Origin of the sequence: uncultured Enterovirga sp., from assembly GCF_964242715.1 — a bacterium.
In the GTDB taxonomy this organism is placed as follows: Bacteria; Pseudomonadota; Alphaproteobacteria; order Rhizobiales; family Beijerinckiaceae; genus Enterovirga.
In genome coordinates this window covers 57352-74674 of record NZ_CAXTAZ010000003.1, presented here as the reverse complement: position 1 = coordinate 74674, position 17323 = coordinate 57352, and the positions used below count along the sequence as shown (strand labels likewise).

The following is a 17323-nucleotide window of genomic DNA, read 5'->3' as shown; positions in this document are numbered from 1 at the left end:
GAGCTCAGCGTAAGAATAAGGCGGGCGATCCCTCGCTGACGCGAGGTTCTCCTTCTCCGCAAGGGAGAAGGAGCGCGGCGCAGTGGCCGACGGTCAAAGAGACCTATCCCGTGGCGGCACCAGGCGCCAGATCACGACGGGGCGTTCGGCCGGATCGAGCGCGATGCGGTGCGACTTGCCACGAAGGGTGAACCGGTCGCCTTTGCCCAAGAGGTCTTCGACCTCGATCGAGCCGTCGTCGGGAAGGCCGAACTCCCAGAGCGGCACCTCGTAGGTGCATTCCTGCCGGTTCTTCGGGTCGAGATTGACGAGGATGAGGAGCGCGTTGTCCTTGGCCTCGGTCATCCGCAGATAGGCCAGGATGTTGTCATTCCAGGCATTGACGAAAGTGATATTGCGGAAGTCCCAGAGGGCCGGATTGTCGCGACGAATCCGGTTCAGCCGGGTGATATGCGGCCGGATGTTGCCGGGCCGGTCGAAATCCCAGGCCCGGATCTGGTACTTCTCCGAGTCGAGATATTCCTCCTTGCGGTAGAGCCCGGCCTCGGCAAGTTCGAAGCCGCTATAGATGCCGTAGACGGAGGAGAGCGTGGCAGCGAGGGTGGCGCGGACGACGAAACCGGCCGGTCCGCTCGTCTGCAGGTAGATCGGATTGATGTCCGGCGTATTGGCGAAGAAGTTCGGCCGGTAATATTCCCCCATCGGCGAATGGGCGAGTTCCGTCATGTACTCGGTCAGCTCGGCCTTGGTGTCGCGCCACGTGAAGTAGGTGTAGCTCTGCTGGAAGCCGATCTTGGCGAGCTTCCGCATCATCTTCGGGCGGGTGAAGGCCTCGGCCAGGAAGATGGCGTCGGGGTAGCGGCCGTTCACCTCCGCGATCAGCCATTGCCAGAACGGCAGCGGCTTCGTGTGAGGGTTGTCGACCCGGAAGATCCGGACCTTCTCCTCGCACCAGAACAGGATGGCGTCGCGGAGCGCGTACCAGAGCGACGGCTTCGACTGGCCGTAGAAGGTGACGTTGTAGATGTCCTCGTATTTCTTCGGAGGGTTCTCCGCATATTTCATCGTCCCGTCGGGGCGATATTCGAACCATTCCGGATGCTGCTTGATCCAGGGATGGTCCGGAGAGCATTGCACCGCGAAATCAAGGGCGATCTCGAGGCCATGAGCATGCGCGGCCGTGACCATCCGGCGGAAGCCCTCGATCCCGCCGAGATCGGGATGGACCGCGTCGTGCCCGCCGGTCTCGTCGCCGATGGCGTAGACCGACCCGACATCACCGGGTTCGGCCGTGAGCGAGTTGTTCTTGCCCTTGCGATTGCGGAGCCCGATCGGGTGGATCGGCGGGAAATACAGGACGTCGAAGCCCATGTCGCGCACATAGGGCAGGTGCGCGATGACGTCGTCGAAGGTGCCGTGGCGGCTCTCGTCGTGGCTCGTCGAGCGCGGAAACAGTTCGTACCAGGCCGAAAACCGGGCCGCGAGCCGATCGGCGATCACGCCGAGCTCGCGCGGATAGCGCGACAGGTTGGCCCGTTCCGCGTGGCGCGCGATCAGCACCTCGTTGGCATGGTCGAGGATGAGGGCCAGCTGGTCGGCCGAGCCGTCGCCGGCCGCCCGCAGCTTCTCCAGCAGGGAGCCGAGATGGTCGCCGTCGACGGTCCCGGCCGCGTTCTCGGCGGCGCCCTCGGCGATGCGCAGGCCCTCGATCGTCTCGAGCCGCACGTCGACGCCGGCCGCGCGCTTCGCCTCGATCTCGTGGTGCCAGGATGCGAAGGGATCGCGCCAGCCCTCGATCGTGAAGACGTAGCGGGCATTCCGGTCGAGCGCGAAGGAGCCCCGCCAGCGGTCGTTGTCGACAAAGCGCATCGGCGCGCGCCGCCACTCGGGCTCGTCCATCGGACGATAGAGGATTTCGGCCGCGATCTTGTCGTGACCGTCGGAGAAGATGTCGGCCCAGACCTCGACCACGTCGCCGACGACGCGCTTGATCGGGGTTTCGCCCGCATCGATCTCGGGCCACACCGTCTCGATGATCACCCGCCCGGCGCCGTCCGGCGCCGTTTCGGCGTATATCGCAGGGATGGTCCTTTCGGAGGTCAGGATCCGGACCTCGCCAGGCGCCAGCATCACGGGATTGCCGGGCGAGAAGACGACCGGCACCTCGCCCGGGGTGCGGTCGACGAAGAGTCCGAATAGGCCGCCGGTCCGGGGCAGGATGTCGGCCGGTTCGATCGTTACCGCCACATCGCCCGGATTGGCCAGGAACAGGATGGCCGAGGACGCGCCCTCGACATGGCCGGCATCGCTCCGGAGGAGCGCCAGGTAGGGCGCATCCGTGGCCGAGAGCTTCGCGGCCGCCCCTTCGACATTGGCAGGCGCGAGTTCCGCCTTCAGCCGATTGATCGCGGCGATCCGCTCCGAGATGTCGATGCCGGTGTCGTGCTCCCGGTCCGCGGGCGTCGTCTCGACCACATGCAGCTTGCGGCGGGCGCCCCATTCGTAGCCGATCGGCATCAAGACGCCGGCGGAGAAAAAGGCCGAGATGGCGTAGCGCATCGCGAGCGCCCGCTCGGCGCGGGCGGTCGAGCCCGCGTCGAAACCGGCCGCCACCCGGTCCATGTCGTGGTTTTCCGGGAAGGCGATCGAGGGCGCGAGAAGGCGGAGCTTTTCGTAATTCGCAAGCGCCCAGGGCGCCTTGAAATCCCACCAGGCGAAGGAGTTGAACAGATAGTCGAAACCAGCCCTCGCGGTCGCGACAGCCTCCTCGTCGGAGCAGCCGAGCGTCTCCGCCGCGAAGAGGACGCCTGGATCGCGCGCCTTGGCCTCGGCGATCAGCCGCCCCCATACCTCCGGCGGGACCTTGTAGGCGGCGTCGCAGCGAAATCCGGCGATGCCGAGCCCCTGCATGCGGGCCATGTAGGCATTCCAGTATTCGACCAGGAAGTCGCGAGCCGCAGGGGTCACGTAGTCGAACTCGGCGAGGTCACCCCAGACGGTGCGCTTCGAGGGGTCGTCCGGATCGACGGCGAAGGGGCTCTCCAGTTCGCCCCACATGTTGCGGAGAAACGCGTCTGGCCGTTCCCCGGCCAGCAAGGCGTCCTTGGAGGCATGATTGACGACGAGGTCGCTCATGATGCGCAGGCCGAGTCCCCGCGCAGCCGCGACGAAGACCCGCACCTGCGCGTCGTCGGAGCCGCCGTCCGGGTCGCGGAAGCGCGGATCGAGCTTCGCCGGGTCCTTGGTGGCGTAGAGGCTACCCGAGAAGCCGGCCTCGTGGAACGGGTTCACATAGACCCAGTCGAACCCCATCGCGGCGATGCGGGGCAACTCGGCGGTCCAGGCCGAGACCGTGCCGACGAGGAGCGGGAACAGGTTGTAGATGCGCGGCCCTGTCGAGACGGGCGCCACATTCGCGACGGGCGCCTGCCGGGCCGGGGGGATTGCGGCCTCAAGCTCCACCGGCTGGGGCTTTTTCGGGGCTCGCGCCTTCATGCCGTTCTCCTCAGGACCGCAACCGGCAGGGCTGCGAAAAGCTCCGAGACCTGGAAGCCGTCCTGTCCGGCATCCAGGCGACGATCGGTCAGCAGGTCCCGCCACGTTCCGACGGGGACCGGGATGGTAGTCGCGTGCCACACATCGTCCTGCTCGGAGGCGGTACTTGCCTGGGCGAGCCCGGCCGGAAGACGGCTCACGACGGCGATCAACTCCTCCCCGGCACCCTGGCGAGCGAAGATGACGAGGCTCGCGGCCGCCGGGCCGGACGCGGTCATCGGCCGGTAATCGCCGTCGGCATACAAGCCCGGCGTCGCCTCCCGATCCGCGAGCAGGACGGCCAGCACGCTCTGCTTCACCCGCCCGTCCCGCCAATGCTGCAGCAGGTCGGGCGGCGCGCCGCCCGCATCGAGCGCGGCCGTCTGGGAGGCATAGTCGACGGGCCGGCGGTTGTCCGGGTCGACGAGCGAGAGGTCCCAGAAGGCCGTGCCCTGGTAGATGTCCGGCACGCCCGGCAGGGTCGCCTTCAGCACGGTGCGGGCGAGACCGTTCCGCATCCCGGCCTCGGCCAGCCGCCGGGCGAGAGGGCGGATGGCCTCCAGGAAGGCGGAGCCGGGCTGGAGCAGGGCGTCGACGAGGGCCCGCTCCGCCCCTTCGTAGGCGGCATCGTTGTTGACCCAGCTCGTATGCCGCTTGGCCTCACGGAGCGCCTTCTCGGCATAGCCGTGCAGGCGCTCGCGCCACGAGGCGAGCTCGGCCTCATCATCCTGATCGAGGAGCTCCATCGGCCAGGAGCCGAGCAGCGACTGGAACAGGATATACTGGTCGTTCGCGTCCGGCGCCGCAGCGCCTTCCACCGTCGCGAGATGCGGCTTGGCCAGTTCGCGCCATTGCGCGAGCGCAGCTTCCCATTCGTCCGGGATCTCGGACAGCGCGGCGAGGCGCCCGCGGGCATCCTCGCCGCGTTTCGTGTCGTGCGTCGCGGTCGCGATCATGGCGTCGGGCCACGCCCGCGCCCGTTCCGCATTGGCCTGGTGGAAATGCTCCACCGTGATGCCGAATTCGGCGGGATCGCCGCCGACCTCGTTCAGCGAGATCAGGCGGCCGAAACGGTAGAACAGCGTATCCTCGAGGCTCTTCGCCATCACGGGACCGGTCAGCTGCTGGAAGCGGCGCCGGAAGCGGGCGACGTGGTCCGCCGCCGGCCGGCCCGCCCCCGTGGTCTCGATCCGGCCGAGCAGCGCATCGGCTGCGAAGTCATGCACCGACCGGTCCGGAAGGGTGGAATGGCGCTTCGCCGAATCCACGGTCGCCTTGATCAGGGCGACGTCGTCCGGCGAAGGCTCGGCCTCGGTGAGGTACGAGCGATAGACCGGGAAGCGGGCGATGATCTCGGTCAGGGCGACCCGCATGCCGTACATCGTGTAGTCGCGGGTGCGGCGGTCGCCATCCGCGATCCGCTTCAGGTCGGAGAGCAGGACCTCGAGTTCGCTCGCGAAGGAGGATTGCAGGATTTCGGCCTTGGCCGCCCTCAGGAGGTCGAAATAGCGGCCCTCGATCCCCGAGAAGGCCCGGTAGATATCCTCGAACCGGTCCCCCTGGCGCGTGTCGACCAGGACGCCGTCGATGAGGTTCAGGACATCGTAGCCCGTCGTGCCGGAGATCGGCCATGGCCGGAGAGGCTCGCCCGGCTCCAGGATCTTCTCGACGAGAATGTAGAAGCCCGGGCCGACCGCGCCCTGGAGAGCCTTCAGATACCCTTCCGGATCCGCGAGCCCATCGACATGGTCGATGCGGAGCCCCTGGATACGGCCCTCGCGCACGAGCCGGAAGACGAGTTCATGCGTCTGCTGGAAGACGACGGGATCCTCGACCCGGATGCCGGCTAGGCTGTTGATGTCGAAGAAGCGACGGTAATTGATGTCGCTCGCCGCCACTCGCCAATGCGCGGGCCGGTAGCTCTGCATCTCGAGGATGCGGTGCAGCGTGCCAAAACTCTCGGCCAGGCCCGGGACGCCGTTCACGACGGCGACCGCACGGGTCATCGCCCGGGTCAGTTCGGGGGAACCGGCCACCGCGGCGGCGAGCCGCTTCTTGAGCGCCTCCCCTTCCTCCGGGAAGGAGGCCCGGCGTTCCGGCAGCGACTCGTCCGACATGGAGCGGAGCCGGTCGGAGACGGCGATCAGCTCGGCATGGCCTTCGAGCGCGTCCAGCGCCGCGAGCGCCCGGTCGAGGATCAGCGGGTAGGAGGGCGGCGAGAGCGGCAGGCGGTGCTCGTGGTGATGGACGCTGAACGAGCCCTCGGCGGCGTCGAAGGCGAGCCGCAGGTCGCCATTCTCCAGCGCCTCGCCATAGCGATCGCCGAGCACGGGCACGACGAGCTTGCCGCCCGCGCCGAGCCGCTCCCAATCGATGTCGAAGGTGCGCGCATAGGGCGACAGGGCGCCCCATTCCAGCACCGAGAGCCAGAGGCCGTTATCGGCTCCGCCGACGCCCATGTGGTTCGGGACGATGTCTAGGATCAGCCCGAGTCCGTGCCGCCGGAGTTCGTCGGAGAGCCGGTAGAAGGCGTCCTCGCCGCCGAGCTCCGGATTGATCGCGCCATGGTCGACGATGTCGTAGCCATGCGTGGATTTCGGCCGGGCGCGGTGGATCGGCGAGGCGTAGACGTGGCTGATGCCGAGCCGCTTCAGATAGGGCACCGCCGCGAGCGCCTGATCGAAGGTGAAGCCTTCGTGGAACTGGAACCGATAGGTGGCGCGCGGCGGAGGGGCGGCGAGCGGCATCGTGGCAGCCCGGGGTCCGCGGCCCTCGGCCGAGATCGCGGAGGCGAGCTTGGCCAACGGCCCGCCCGGCGCGTTCACGTAAGAGAGGTCCTCTTCCAGCTTGCGGCGCCAGTTTGGGTGGCCCTGGGTCGTGCCCGGCATGTTCGGCTGGTTCAAGGCGCCGAGCACGTCCTCGTACTGGATCGCGTTCAGGGCCGACGGCGTCCGGGCGAGATAGCGGAACACGGCCTCGGTCGGGGCCGCTTCGGGCGGCTGCCCGGACGGTAGCAGGCCTTCGGCGGCAAGGGCCTGTGTCAGCCGTTCACGCTCGACGATGCGTTCGTTCCGCTCCGTCTCGGCCCGTTCCGGATCGTAGACCCCGAGCGTCATGCGAAGTTCGGTGTCGAGACCGCGCCACCAGCCTGCGAAGGTCGGCAGGTCGTGCGTGGTCACGACCGTCATGGCGTCGCGCGGATAATCCTCCGGGCGCTTGAAGCCGAGCCCCTCGGTCCGTTCGAAGGCGAGGACCCGGTAGCTGAGGACACCCGACCGCATGATCGCATCGGAGAAGCCTTCCGGGCCCGTCCCGAGATCCTCGGCGATCACCAGTGCCTTGGCCCGATGGCTTTCGAGCCGCAGGACGGCCAGCATCGCCTCGAACGGGTATTCCACATAGGCGCCGGCCGATCCGCCCTCGCCGACCGGGATCAGGTAGAGGCGCTGCAGCTGGAAGGCGTGATCGATCCGGATCGCTCCCGCGTGGCGCATATTCGCCTGGACGAGGGCGCGGAACGCCGCGAGGCCGCTCGTCTCGAGGGCGATCGGGTTCAGGGGCGGCAGGCCCCAATCCTGGCCTTGAGGGGCGAGGAGATCGGGCGGGGCCCCGATCGACAGGCTCTGGCCGAACCGGTCGGGATCCGACCAGAGTTCCGATCCGCCCCGATCCGACCCGACCGCGAGGTCCCGGTAGAGCCCGACCGACATGCCGGCCCCGAGCGCGCTCTCGGCGGCGTCGCCGAGCTGGGTGTCGGCGACCTGCTGCAGCCAGGCGTGAAAGGCGACGCGGTCGGCATGGTCCCGCGCGAAACGGCGGATCTCGGCCGAACCGCTGTCCCGGTAAGGCTCCGGCCAATCGCCGGACCACGACCGGCCCGCCTGCCGGAAATGTTCGGACAAGGCCTCGAAGGTGGCGTGGGCCTCGAGCGGGGCCCCCATCTCGCGCCGGAAGGCTGCCAGGTCGCCGGCGTAAAGATCACGGCGCTCGCTCCACAGCGACTCGAGCACGGCCGAGAGCTCCGCCCAGACGACCGGCACGTCGGTGAGGGCTGCCTCGCGCAGGACCCTTATCCGACCGACCCGGTCGGGCTCGGCGAGGAGACGTTCTGCCTCGCTGCCCCGGAAGCCGGGGATCGAGGCCGGGTCGATATGGATGGCTTCGAGGAAGAGGCGCGAGGACGGCGAGTAGGGGGAGGTCTTGGACCGGTCGGAGGCGAAGAGCGCATGGACCGGCGAGAGGCCGAGGAACGAAGCGCCGAGCGGGGCCGCACCGAGGGCGGCCTCCTTCACGTCGGCATAGCTGCCGATGCCGAGATTTCCGGCCGAGCGGAAGCCGTAGATCTGGGCGGCGAGACCCCAGGCCCGAGCCCCGTCCCGCATCCATGCGGGTTGCCAGCACCTGTTCGGGGCAGCGATGACGGTCGCCTCGCGGCGCTCGCGGCCCATTTCGACGGTGAGGTGATAATAGCCGGCCGGCAGGGCGGGGCAGCGAAGCGCGTGGCGGCCGGGGCCAGACATGACGGCGCCGCGGCCTTCGCGCGTGCGGCCGCTTTCATCGGTCAGCTTCCAGCTTGCGACATCCGCGGTCGGATCGCGAAGCGGGATGTCGGTCGCGCGTCCGGCGTCGACGACCAGGGTGGGTGGGAGGAGGCCGGCCCGGATCGCCTCGATGCGGGCGAGACTATCCGCCACCTCCGCTTCGGTGGAGGCCGGAAACCCGAGATGACCGAGGATGCCGCGGCGCCGCTCGATGTCGATCGCGACCGGCTGTCCACGCGCGTCGATATAGCTTGAAGGGATCCCCGCGATGTCGGCCAGCCGGCCGGTCGCGTCCTCGAAACTCATCGGTGATCTCCGAGCGACACGAGTCCCGACCAGGGCGGAAGGGTCACGCGTCCGGCCGCGTCATGCGTTGCCGGCGAATGCCAGAGCACGCGCCCGATCTCCCCGCTGTCGAGCGTCAAATCGGTCTGTCCGAAATTCCCGACGAACCGCAGAATACCGCTTACATAGCGCCAAACCACATCGACGACTCCGTCCTGCGGAATGCGGCTCGACGCGCCGAGGTAAGGGCTCGAGGTCAGCGGCACGATCGTGTCGCGCCGGATACGCAGGAGCGTGCGAAACTCCTCCAGCACGCCGGAATGTGGCTGCCGGGCGCGCTCGGCATAATCCAGCGTCGATCGCCGGAAGGTCTCCTCCAGGGTCGGGTCCGGGATCTTCTCAGCATTGACCGGGTCGCTGAAGGCGGCAAAATGCCGGAACTCGCGGCGGCGGCCGTCACGGACGGCATTCGACAGGTCGGGATCGTCCGAGAAGTCGACGAAGAACTGGAATGCGGTCGAGGCCGCCCATTCCTCGCCCATGAACAGCATCGGGATCTGCGGCGTGAGGAGAAGGCCGGCCCGGGCGAGACTCATATGCTCGGCCGGACCCGTGAGCCGGTCGCCCATGGCCCTGTTGCCGATCTGGTCGTGGTTCTGGAGAAAGGCCACGAAAGCCGAAGGGGGCAGATGTCCTGACGACGCCCCGCGCGGCTTACCGCCGTGTTTTGACACATCGCCCTGGTAGGCGAAGCCCTCCGAGAGGCAACGCCGCAGCCGGCCGACCGGGTCGTCGGCGAAGTCGGCGTAATAGGCCTCGGACTCACCGGTGATCAGCGTGTGCCAGCAATGGTGGATGTCGTCGTTCCACTGCGCCGTGTGCAGAAGGGGCCGGCCTCGCTCGTCGCGCGCGAGCCAGCCCGGCTCGTTATGCTCGTTTTCCAGAATCAGGTGGATCTGCCGGTTCGGCGCGGCCTCGCGCGTCCGCTCCGCGAGTTCCGCGATGATGTGGCGGTCGCCGTCGTCCAGGATGGCGTGGACGGCATCGAAACGAAGGCCGTCGAAGCGGAATTCACGCACCCAGTAGACGGCGTTCTCGACGAAGAAGTCGCGGACGGGCCCGCCATCGTCGCCGTCGACATTCAGTCCGGCGCCCCAGGGCGTCGAATGCCGCTCGGTGAAGAAGCTGGCCGCATAGGAATGCAGGTAATTCCCGACCGGCCCGAAGTGGTTGTAGACCACGTCCAGGAACATCATCAGGCCAAGCCCGTGCGCCCGGTCGACGAGCGCCTTCAGGTCGTCGGGACTGCCGTAACTCGAGTCGGGCGCGTAGGGCAGGACGCCGTCATAGCCCCAGTTCCGCCGGCCCTGGAACTCGTTCAGCGGCATCAATTCGACCGCCGTGATGCCGAGGGCGACGAGGTCGGGCAGCTTGTCGGCCAGGGCCGCGAAGGTGCCCTCCGGCGTCGCCGTGCCGACATGGACCTCGTAGATGACCGCCTCTTCCCAGGGGCGGCCGCGCCAGGCCTCGTCGGACCAGCGATAGGCGCCGGGATCGACGACGGCGCTCGGCCCTTTCACGTCCTGCGGCTGGTAGCGCGAGGCCGGATCCGGCACGAGCTGGTCGCCGATTCGGTAGGAATAGAGCGAACCTGCGCGGGCTTCGGCGACGGTGGTCCGCCGCCAGCCCCCTTCGGCCTTCGGCATCGGATGGTCCGCGCCGTCCAGGACGAGGGAGACGTTCTCGGCACTAGGTGCCCACAAGGCAAACCGGACTCCCGGCTCAACGATTTCCGCGCCGAATGGGATGACGTGCCGATGCTGCATGCGCCGCGCTAACCTTCATGGTGGAGCAAAACGAGCGAACGAGGCGAGATGGTGAATGTTCCCCCGGGAAGGAGCCGTTGTTCGACATCGTTCGGATGCCCCCGGGGGGTGTCGCTGTCGAAGATCGGGCGCCAGCGCTGACCGGGGACGCTGGGCGCTAGTTTGAAGGCGACCTCCTCGGCGGAACCGTTCGCGAGGAGGAGGATGCGGCGCCCATCCTGGGCATCGTTGCCGATCTGCATCCCGACCACCCGGCGCGAGCCGTCCGCCCAATCCTCCCAGGTCATCTCCCGGCCGGTCGGGCAGAGCCAATAGACGTCGCGCAGGCCCGTGCCGGCCGTGTTTCCCCCGGTCAGGAAGGCTCGGCGGCGGAGCCCCTCGTGGTCGCGCCTCACCGCGATCAGATGGGCGACGAAGTCCGGCAGATCGGGATCCTGAGCGAGGCCGGATTCCCAATCGAGCCAGCTCGTGCGGTTGTCCTGGCAATAGGGGTTGTTGTTGCCGCCCTGGCTGCGCGAGAGCTCGTCGCCGGCGATCAGCATCGGGACGCCCTGCGCGACGATCACGCTCGCCAGCATGGCCCGGATCTGGCGCGCCCGCGCCGCCCGGATGGCCGGGTCGTCGGTATCGCCCTCGACCCCGTGATTGAACGAGAGGTTGTCGTCCGTGCCGTCGCGATTGTCTTCGCCATTCGCCTCGTTGTGCTTGCGCTCGTAGCTGACGAGGTCGCGCAGCGTGAAACCGTCATGCGAGACGACATAGTTGATCGAGGCCGCGGGTCCTCGTCCGCTCGCCTGGAAGATTTCCTTCGAGCCGGTCAGGCCCTGGGTCAGCTTCGGGAGCTGGCCCGCATCGCCGCGCCAGAAGGTCCGGATCGTGTCCCGATACTGATCGTTCCACTCTCCCCAGCCCGACGGAAAGGCGCCGGTACGATAGCCGCCCTCGCCGACATCCCAGGGCTCCGCGATCAGCTTGAGGCCGGACAGGACGGGATCCTGGGCGATGGCCGCGAACAGCGCCGCCCTCGGGTTGAAGCCGTAGGGGTCGCGGGCGAGCGCCGGGGCGAGATCGAACCGGAAACCATCCACCTGATACGCATCCGCCCAATGCCTGAGCGAATCTAGGACGAGCGCCATGACGCGCGCGTGACTGACGTCCAGCGTGTTGCCGCAGCCCGTGCAGTCCCAGAGGCGGCCCGGGTCATCCGGCTGGGCCTTGTAATAGACGGCGTTGTCGATTCCCCGGAAGGACAGGGTCGGACCTTCCAGGCCGATCTCGGCCGTGTGGTTGTAGACGACGTCGAGGATCACCTCGATCCCGGCTTCATGAAGGGCGCGGATCGCGTGTTTCAGCCCGGCCGGTCCGGCCGGGCCGAAATAGCGCGGCTCGGGGGCGAAGAAGTTCAGGGTCGAATAGCCCCAATGGTTGACGAGGCCGCGCTCGAGGAGCGCGGGTTCGTCCGCGATGGCGTGGATCGGAAGGAGTTCGATCGCCGTGACGCCGAGGCGCAGCAAGTGGGCGATCACCGCCGGATGGCCGAGCGCGGCGTAGGTGCCGCGAAGAGGGGCGGGGATGTCGGGGTGAAGCTGCGTCAGGCCGCGGACATGGGCCTCGTAAATCACCGTCTCGCTCCAGGGTCGGCGCGGGCGGCGATCGTCGGTCCAGGCCGGGCTTGGGTCGACCACGACGCATTTCGGCATGAAGGGCGCACTGTCGCGTGCGTCGAAGCTCAGGTTGCCCCGGGCGGAGCCCCGCTCGAAACCGTAGGTTGCGTCGTGGTGGATGCGCCGCCCGAAGAGCGCGCGGGCATAGGGGTCGACGAGAAGCTTGTTCGGGTTGAAGCGGTGGCCGAGTTCGGGCGAATAGGGCCCGTGCACGCGGTAGCCGTAGAGCTGGCCAGGACCGAGACCGGCGACATGGCCGTGCCAGACCGAATTCGTTCGGCCGGGCAGCGTGATCCGGTCGGTCTCCCGGCCTCCGCCGGGTTCGAACAGGCAGAGTTCGACTCCGGTCGCGTTGTCCGAGAAGATCGCGAAGTCGACCCCGCCGCCGTCCCAGGTCGCGCCAAGAGGGCCAGGCGAAAGCTTGGCCGTCACCGTTCACTCATCTGCGAATGGAGCAGTCTCGGCCCGCGCGGTGAGACCAGCTCAACCCGTGGCGCCGACCTGCTCGCCGCTATCGGAATCGCCGGGCAGTGCCTGCAAGGTGTCGACGAAGCCGCGCCACCAATCGTTGACGGTGTGGCGCTCCAGGACGTCCATCATGCTCCGCCAGCGCTCCCGGCGCTCGCCGAGCGACATGTCGAGGGCGCGGGCGATGGCGGCAGCCGTCCCGACAGCGTCGTAGGGGTTCACGAGCAATGCCGCGTCGAGTTCGCAGGCTGCGCCCGCATAGCGGGACAGGACCAGCACGCCCGGATCGGTCTCGTCCTGCGAGGCCACGTATTCCTTCGCCACGAGGTTCATCCCGTCCCGCAATGGCGTGACGAGCCCGACATCGGCCATCCTGTAGAGGCCGGTCAGCGTGGCATGCGGGATGTTCTGGTTGAGATACCGGATCGGGGTCCAGTCGAAATCGCCGCAGGCGCCGTTCGCCTCGCCGACCTGGGTCGCCACCTCCTGCTCGATGCGCCGGTATTCCGGCACCTCGGAGCGGGATTTCGGCGTGACCTGCAGATAGGTCACATGGCCCCGGGCATCGGGATGCTCGGCCAAATACGTGACGAAGGAGCGGATCCGCTCCCGCAGACCCTTGGAATAATCCAGCCGGTCGACGCCGATCACGAGCCGCTTGTCGTGAAGGCTCGCCAGCATCCGGCGGGTCGCGGCCTGGCCGACCGATTTCGCGGCGGCAATCCGGATCGCGTCCGTGTCGATGCCGATCGGAAAGGCCGCGATCCGGAACCGGCGCTCGCCGCTTTCGAACCATCCGTCGCCGACATTGACCGCGAACCCCTCCTCGACGAGGCAGCGCCCGAAATGCTCCGCGTCGCGCTCGGTCTGGAAACCGATCAGGTCATAGGCCGACATGCTGCGCAGCAGCCGCGAATAGCCCGGCAGCGCGCTCGCCACCTCGTGCGGCGGCCACGGGATGTGAAGGAAGAAGCCGATCCGGTTGCCGATGCCGCGCGAGCGCAACGCCGCCCCGAGCGGCATCATGTGATAATCGTGCACCCAGACGACATCGTCCGGCTCGACCAAGTTCGCGAGCTTGCGGGCGAAGAACTCGTTCACACGAAAATAGGCCTGCGTCTCGCGGTCGTCGAAACGGGCAAGGTCCAGGCGGTAGTGACAGACGGGCCAGAGCGCCTGGTTGGAATAGCCGAGATAGTAATCCTCGACGTCCCGCTTCGTCAGGTCCGTCGTCGCGAAGGTGATCGGGCCGACCTTCTGCTGGCGCAGCGCTTCGGCATCGATCGCGGGCCGGGACTCTCCCGACCAGCCGAACCACACGCCGCCATGCGCCTTGAGGGCAGCTTCGAGCGCAACCGCAAGGCCGCCGGCGCCGATCGCGCCGCGCGGATTGGGTGCCGGAACCCGGTTCGAGACGATGACAAGACGGGCGGGAGGGCCGTCAGCGGGACCGCGGCTCGTCTCCTCCGATCGATCCGAAATCTGTCCTCGTCGCGCGCTGATAAGACCATCGGTTGCCGCGACGGAATCACCCCGTCGCAACAAAGGTGACGAACCAAGGCCTGAGCGCTTCAGAGGATTACCGACCCCACCGGACATGTCGAAATCGCCCCACTCAACCTCGACAATAACCGCACCGTAGCAGTGATTGTTCCTGTCCGCATCCCTGTTGCTGGGTCCTGCTCACACGTTTTCGCGTGCAGCACGATCGAGGCTCGTGGCAGGAGGCCGATCCATCCAGGCTGCGAGCCAGTCCCGAAAGGCCGCGGGGCTTGCGATCCGGTGAGCGGCGGCGGTGGCACCTTGTCCGATCTTGACCGACAGCCCACCGAGCGCATTCACGGCCGCGAAGCCGTCCTCATCGGTCCTGTCGTCGCCGACGAAGGCGGGCTTGCGGCCCAGGTAGGGCGGATACGCCATCAGGGCCCGCACGCCACCTCCTTTCCCGGCATGCGCCGGCACGATCTCGCGAACAGCCTTGCCGTCCTGGAGCCGGTAACCGGGACCGAGCCGGAGAGCGAGTTCCGCGGCGGCCGCGGCGGCCTCGCCGGCCGCTTCGGGGGCCATCCTCCAATGCACGGCGACACCGACGCGCTTGTCCTCGACCACCACGCCCGGATAGCCGGCGAGGCGAGTGCGCAGGGCCGCGATCTCGGGTCCGAGTTCCGCCAGTCCGGCCGGCCTCGACATGTGACTCCCGACGCGCAACTCGAGTCCATGCAGGCCGCAGATGTCCAGCCCGAGATCCGGCAGCAGGCCGTCAACATCGGTGATCGTCCGCCCGGTGACGATGGCGAGAGCGCCGCCGAGCCTCTGTTGCAGGTCCGTGAGCGTATTCCGAAGCCCCGGTTGCACGACCACGGCCTCCGGCCGTTCGGCGATGTCGACCAGCGTGCCGTCGAAATCGAGGAACAGCGCCCAGCCGGCCGCGTCCGAGTATCCGGGCTCCGCCGTCATGCGACCCGCCTCCGAGCGTCGTCGTTGTGCCTCTTCGTCTTCACCGGGCAGGGATGCCGGGATTCCCCGATCGCGCCTTCGGCTTGCCGGCCTTCGGGTCCGATGCGGTGGCCCGGGCAGCTTTCTCGCTCGGTGCCGGCTTGGCCGGGGCGGCCGCGGCCTTGGCCGGCTTGCGCAGGGATTTCGCCTCCGCCGGAGCCGTTTCGGCTTCGATCTCGCGCTCGACCTGCAGCCAATGCTCTTCGCCTCGTCCCTCCTGCCGCCCGTTCTCCACCCAGAGCGCATAGGCGCGCTCGCGCACGATCCTGTTCCGTTCCGTCGACATGACCAGCTCCTCTCGCGATCGCCGCTCGCATGGACGCCTCCATTCGGCCTGCTTCGCGACGTGATTCGTGCCCGCATGCTAGCGCTTCGGGCAGCAATTGCCTCGTCGCGGGCGAAGGATCACGGTCGAGGCGCGCGCATTGCGGCGCTGCCGAGGCGGGTCATGAGTGTCATTCGGATCGAGGACCCGGAGGATCCCAGGATCGCGCCCTACCGGTCCGTGCGGGAGCGCGACCTCGCGCGCGCGGACGGGTGTTTCATCGCAGAGGGCGACGTCGTGGTGAGGATCCTGCTCTCCGGCCGGTCGAGGTTCCGGGCGCAGTCCCTGCTCCTGGCCGACACGGCGGCCGGACAGGCTTTCGGGGCGGAGTTCGGAGCCTCGCTCCCGACCTATGCCGCGAGCCGGGCCGTGATGGACCGGATCGTCGGCTTCCCGATCCATCGCGGCATCCTGGCGGTCGCCGGCCGGGGTGACCCGGCCGAGGTGGACGCGATCCTCCCGCCCGGTCCGGCACGCCTGCTCGTTCTCTGCGGCATCGCCAACCACGACAATGTCGGGGGAGCATTCCGGAACGCGGCAGCCTTCGGGGCGGATGCGGTGCTGCTCGACGGGGAGAGCTGCGACCCGCTCTATCGCAAGGCGATCCGGGTTTCGGTCGGGGCCACCCTGATCGTGCCGTTTGCCCGGCGCGGCAGCCCGGAGGCGATCCTTGGTCGCCTGACGGAGGCCGGGTTCCACATCCTGGCTCTCAGCCCGGAGGGACGCGAGGCGCTGGACGCGGTCGCGTGGCCGAAGCGTGTCGCGATCGTGGTCGGCTCGGAAGGCACGGGGCTGTCCCGCGCGATTCTCTCGGCCCGGCGCACGATCCGGATCGGCATGGCGCCCGGCTTCGATTCGCTCAATGTCGCGACCGCCTCGGGGATCGCGCTGCACGCCGCCTGGTCTGGCTCGGCACGCCCGGGTGCGCCCGATTGACGGCCGCGCGCCCCGGACCCACGTTAGTCGGCCGCGCCGCCATCCGTGGCATCTGAGGAGGCATCCCCCGCATGACGATCAGGGTATCCGGCAAGAACCTCGATATCGGCGACAGCCTCCGCTCCCAGGTCGAAGAGCGCGTGACGGCTGCCCTCGCGAAATACGCGGATGGACGCGGCTCCGGCCACGTCGTCGTGTCGCGGGACGGGTCCGGCTTCCGCACGGAATGCGTGGTCAATCTCGGCTCCGGCATGACCCTGGAATCGGCGGGCCTCGCCAACGATGCGTATGCGAGCTTCGACCAGTCCGCGGTCCGGATCGAGAAGCGCATGCGGCGGCACAAGCGCCGGATCAAGGACAGGCTCGGCGACGGCGCGGCCGGCAAGAGCCCCGAGGCGATCGAGACCGCCTACGCTATCCTTGAGTCTCCGGCCGAGACCGAGGTGGACACCGACACCGAGGAATACCATCCGGTCGTGATCGCGGAGACGACCCGCCCGATGAACCGGCTCTCGGTGAGCGAGGCGGTGATCGAACTCGACCTCACGGGCGCCCCGGTGGTCGTCTTCCGGCATGCTGGCAATGGACGGGTGAACGTCGTATATCGCCGCGGCGACGGGTCCATCGGGTGGGTCGACCCCCCGTCGACGGATCACTGAGACCTTCCTGGCCCGAGGCCTGCAAGGCCGAGGGCGTCACCGGGCGATGCCGGAAGCTGGATCGAGCGTTCGAGCGATGCCACAACTCGATTTCCTGTCGCCCGACGCGATCGCGCCGGCTCTCCGCGCGAGTTCGAAGAAGCAGGCTTTGCACGACATCGCCGCACAGGCCTCCCGCCTCGTCGGCCGTGATGAGCGCGAGATCTTCGACACGCTGCTGCAACGCGAACGCCTGGGCTCGACCGGTATCGGCGAAGGGATCGCCATCCCGCACGGCAAGCTGCCGAAGCTCGACCGCCTGTTCGGGCTCTTCGCGAGGCTCGAACGGCCGATCGATTTCGAGGCGATCGACGGCGAACCCGTCGACATGCTGTTCCTGCTCCTCGCTCCGGAAGGGGCCGGCGCCGATCACCTCAAAGCGCTTGCCCGGATCGCCCGCATGCTGCGCGAGCCCGGCATCCACGGCCGGATCCGGGCCGCCCGCGATGCCGGTGCCCTCTATGCCGTGCTGACCCAGGAACATACGCCCCGCGCAGCGTGAACCTCGCTCGTTTGGGGCACGTACACAGGGTCGTGAGGGGGCGGAACC

10 protein-coding genes are annotated in these 17323 nt (G+C 68.2%); 3 read left to right on the top strand and 7 right to left on the bottom strand.

What is annotated here, in order from left to right; genetic code table 11:
• Positions 1-93: 93 nt before the first annotated feature.
• From ACFE87_RS02710 to ACFE87_RS02680, 7 genes are all read right to left on the bottom strand, one after another.
• Positions 94-3495: a maltotransferase domain-containing protein gene (locus tag ACFE87_RS02710; protein WP_375458070.1), complete on the bottom strand. Its 3402-nt coding sequence runs from the start codon at positions 3493-3495 to the stop codon at positions 94-96.
• Positions 3492-8381, bottom strand: coding sequence for a malto-oligosyltrehalose synthase (locus tag ACFE87_RS02705; RefSeq protein ID WP_375458069.1), 4890 nt, complete (start codon positions 8379-8381; stop codon positions 3492-3494). Before ACFE87_RS02705 ends, ACFE87_RS02710 begins: the two co-directional genes overlap by 4 nt.
• Complete coding sequence (treZ, locus tag ACFE87_RS02700; RefSeq protein WP_375458068.1) at positions 8378-10186, bottom strand: malto-oligosyltrehalose trehalohydrolase; 1809 nt, start codon at positions 10184-10186, stop codon at positions 8378-8380. Before treZ ends, ACFE87_RS02705 begins: the two co-directional genes overlap by 4 nt.
• Positions 10187-10194: 8 nt before the next feature.
• Entirely contained in the window at positions 10195-12282 is a 2088-nt protein-coding gene (gene glgX / locus ACFE87_RS02695) for a glycogen debranching protein GlgX (protein ID WP_375458067.1), read from the bottom strand.
• A gap of 51 nt (positions 12283-12333) precedes the next feature.
• Entirely contained in the window at positions 12334-13800 is a 1467-nt protein-coding gene (gene otsA / locus ACFE87_RS02690) for an alpha,alpha-trehalose-phosphate synthase (UDP-forming) (RefSeq protein ID WP_375458175.1), read from the bottom strand.
• Between the two features lie 201 nt (positions 13801-14001).
• A complete protein-coding gene (gene otsB / locus ACFE87_RS02685; protein WP_375458066.1) occupies positions 14002-14775 on the bottom strand; it encodes a trehalose-phosphatase in 774 nt (257 codons plus the stop codon).
• A gap of 40 nt (positions 14776-14815) precedes the next feature.
• The gene (locus ACFE87_RS02680; protein WP_375458065.1) at positions 14816-15100 is read right to left on the bottom strand and encodes a DUF2934 domain-containing protein; all 285 of its coding nucleotides are present in this window, start codon (positions 15098-15100) and stop codon (positions 14816-14818) included.
• A gap of 162 nt (positions 15101-15262) precedes the next feature.
• Between ACFE87_RS02680 and ACFE87_RS02675 the strand changes: the two genes are divergently transcribed.
• The 3 genes from ACFE87_RS02675 (at position 15263) to ptsN (ending at position 17275) form a co-directional block, all read left to right on the top strand.
• Positions 15263-16075: a TrmH family RNA methyltransferase gene (locus ACFE87_RS02675; RefSeq protein WP_375458064.1), complete on the top strand. Its 813-nt coding sequence runs from the start codon at positions 15263-15265 to the stop codon at positions 16073-16075.
• Positions 16076-16146: 71 nt separating this feature from the next.
• Positions 16147-16734, top strand: coding sequence for a ribosome hibernation-promoting factor, HPF/YfiA family (gene hpf / locus ACFE87_RS02670; RefSeq protein ID WP_375458063.1), 588 nt, complete (start codon positions 16147-16149; stop codon positions 16732-16734).
• Between the two features lie 76 nt (positions 16735-16810).
• On the top strand, positions 16811-17275 hold the full coding sequence (gene ptsN / locus ACFE87_RS02665) for a PTS IIA-like nitrogen regulatory protein PtsN (protein WP_375458062.1): 465 nt from the start codon (positions 16811-16813) through the stop codon (positions 17273-17275).
• Positions 17276-17323: the final 48 nt, after the last annotated feature.

Excerpts from the sequence above, each read along its gene's own strand:
- ACFE87_RS02710 (WP_375458070.1), bottom strand. The coding sequence starts at position 3,495 with ATGAAGGCGCGAGCCCCGAAAAAGCCCCAGCCGGTGGAGCTTGAGGCC.
- ACFE87_RS02705 (WP_375458069.1), bottom strand. The coding sequence starts at position 8,381 with ATGAGTTTCGAGGACGCGACCGGCCGGCTGGCCGACATCGCGGGGATC.
- treZ (WP_375458068.1), bottom strand. The coding sequence starts at position 10,186 with ATGCAGCATCGGCACGTCATCCCATTCGGCGCGGAAATCGTTGAGCCG.
- otsB (WP_375458066.1), bottom strand. The coding sequence starts at position 14,775 with ATGACGGCGGAGCCCGGATACTCGGACGCGGCCGGCTGGGCGCTGTTC.
- ACFE87_RS02675 (WP_375458064.1), top strand. The coding sequence starts at position 15,263 with ATGAGTGTCATTCGGATCGAGGACCCGGAGGATCCCAGGATCGCGCCC.
- ACFE87_RS02680 (WP_375458065.1), bottom strand. The coding sequence starts at position 15,100 with ATGTCGACGGAACGGAACAGGATCGTGCGCGAGCGCGCCTATGCGCTC.
- ptsN (WP_375458062.1), top strand. The coding sequence starts at position 16,811 with ATGCCACAACTCGATTTCCTGTCGCCCGACGCGATCGCGCCGGCTCTC.
- hpf (WP_375458063.1), top strand. The coding sequence starts at position 16,147 with ATGACGATCAGGGTATCCGGCAAGAACCTCGATATCGGCGACAGCCTC.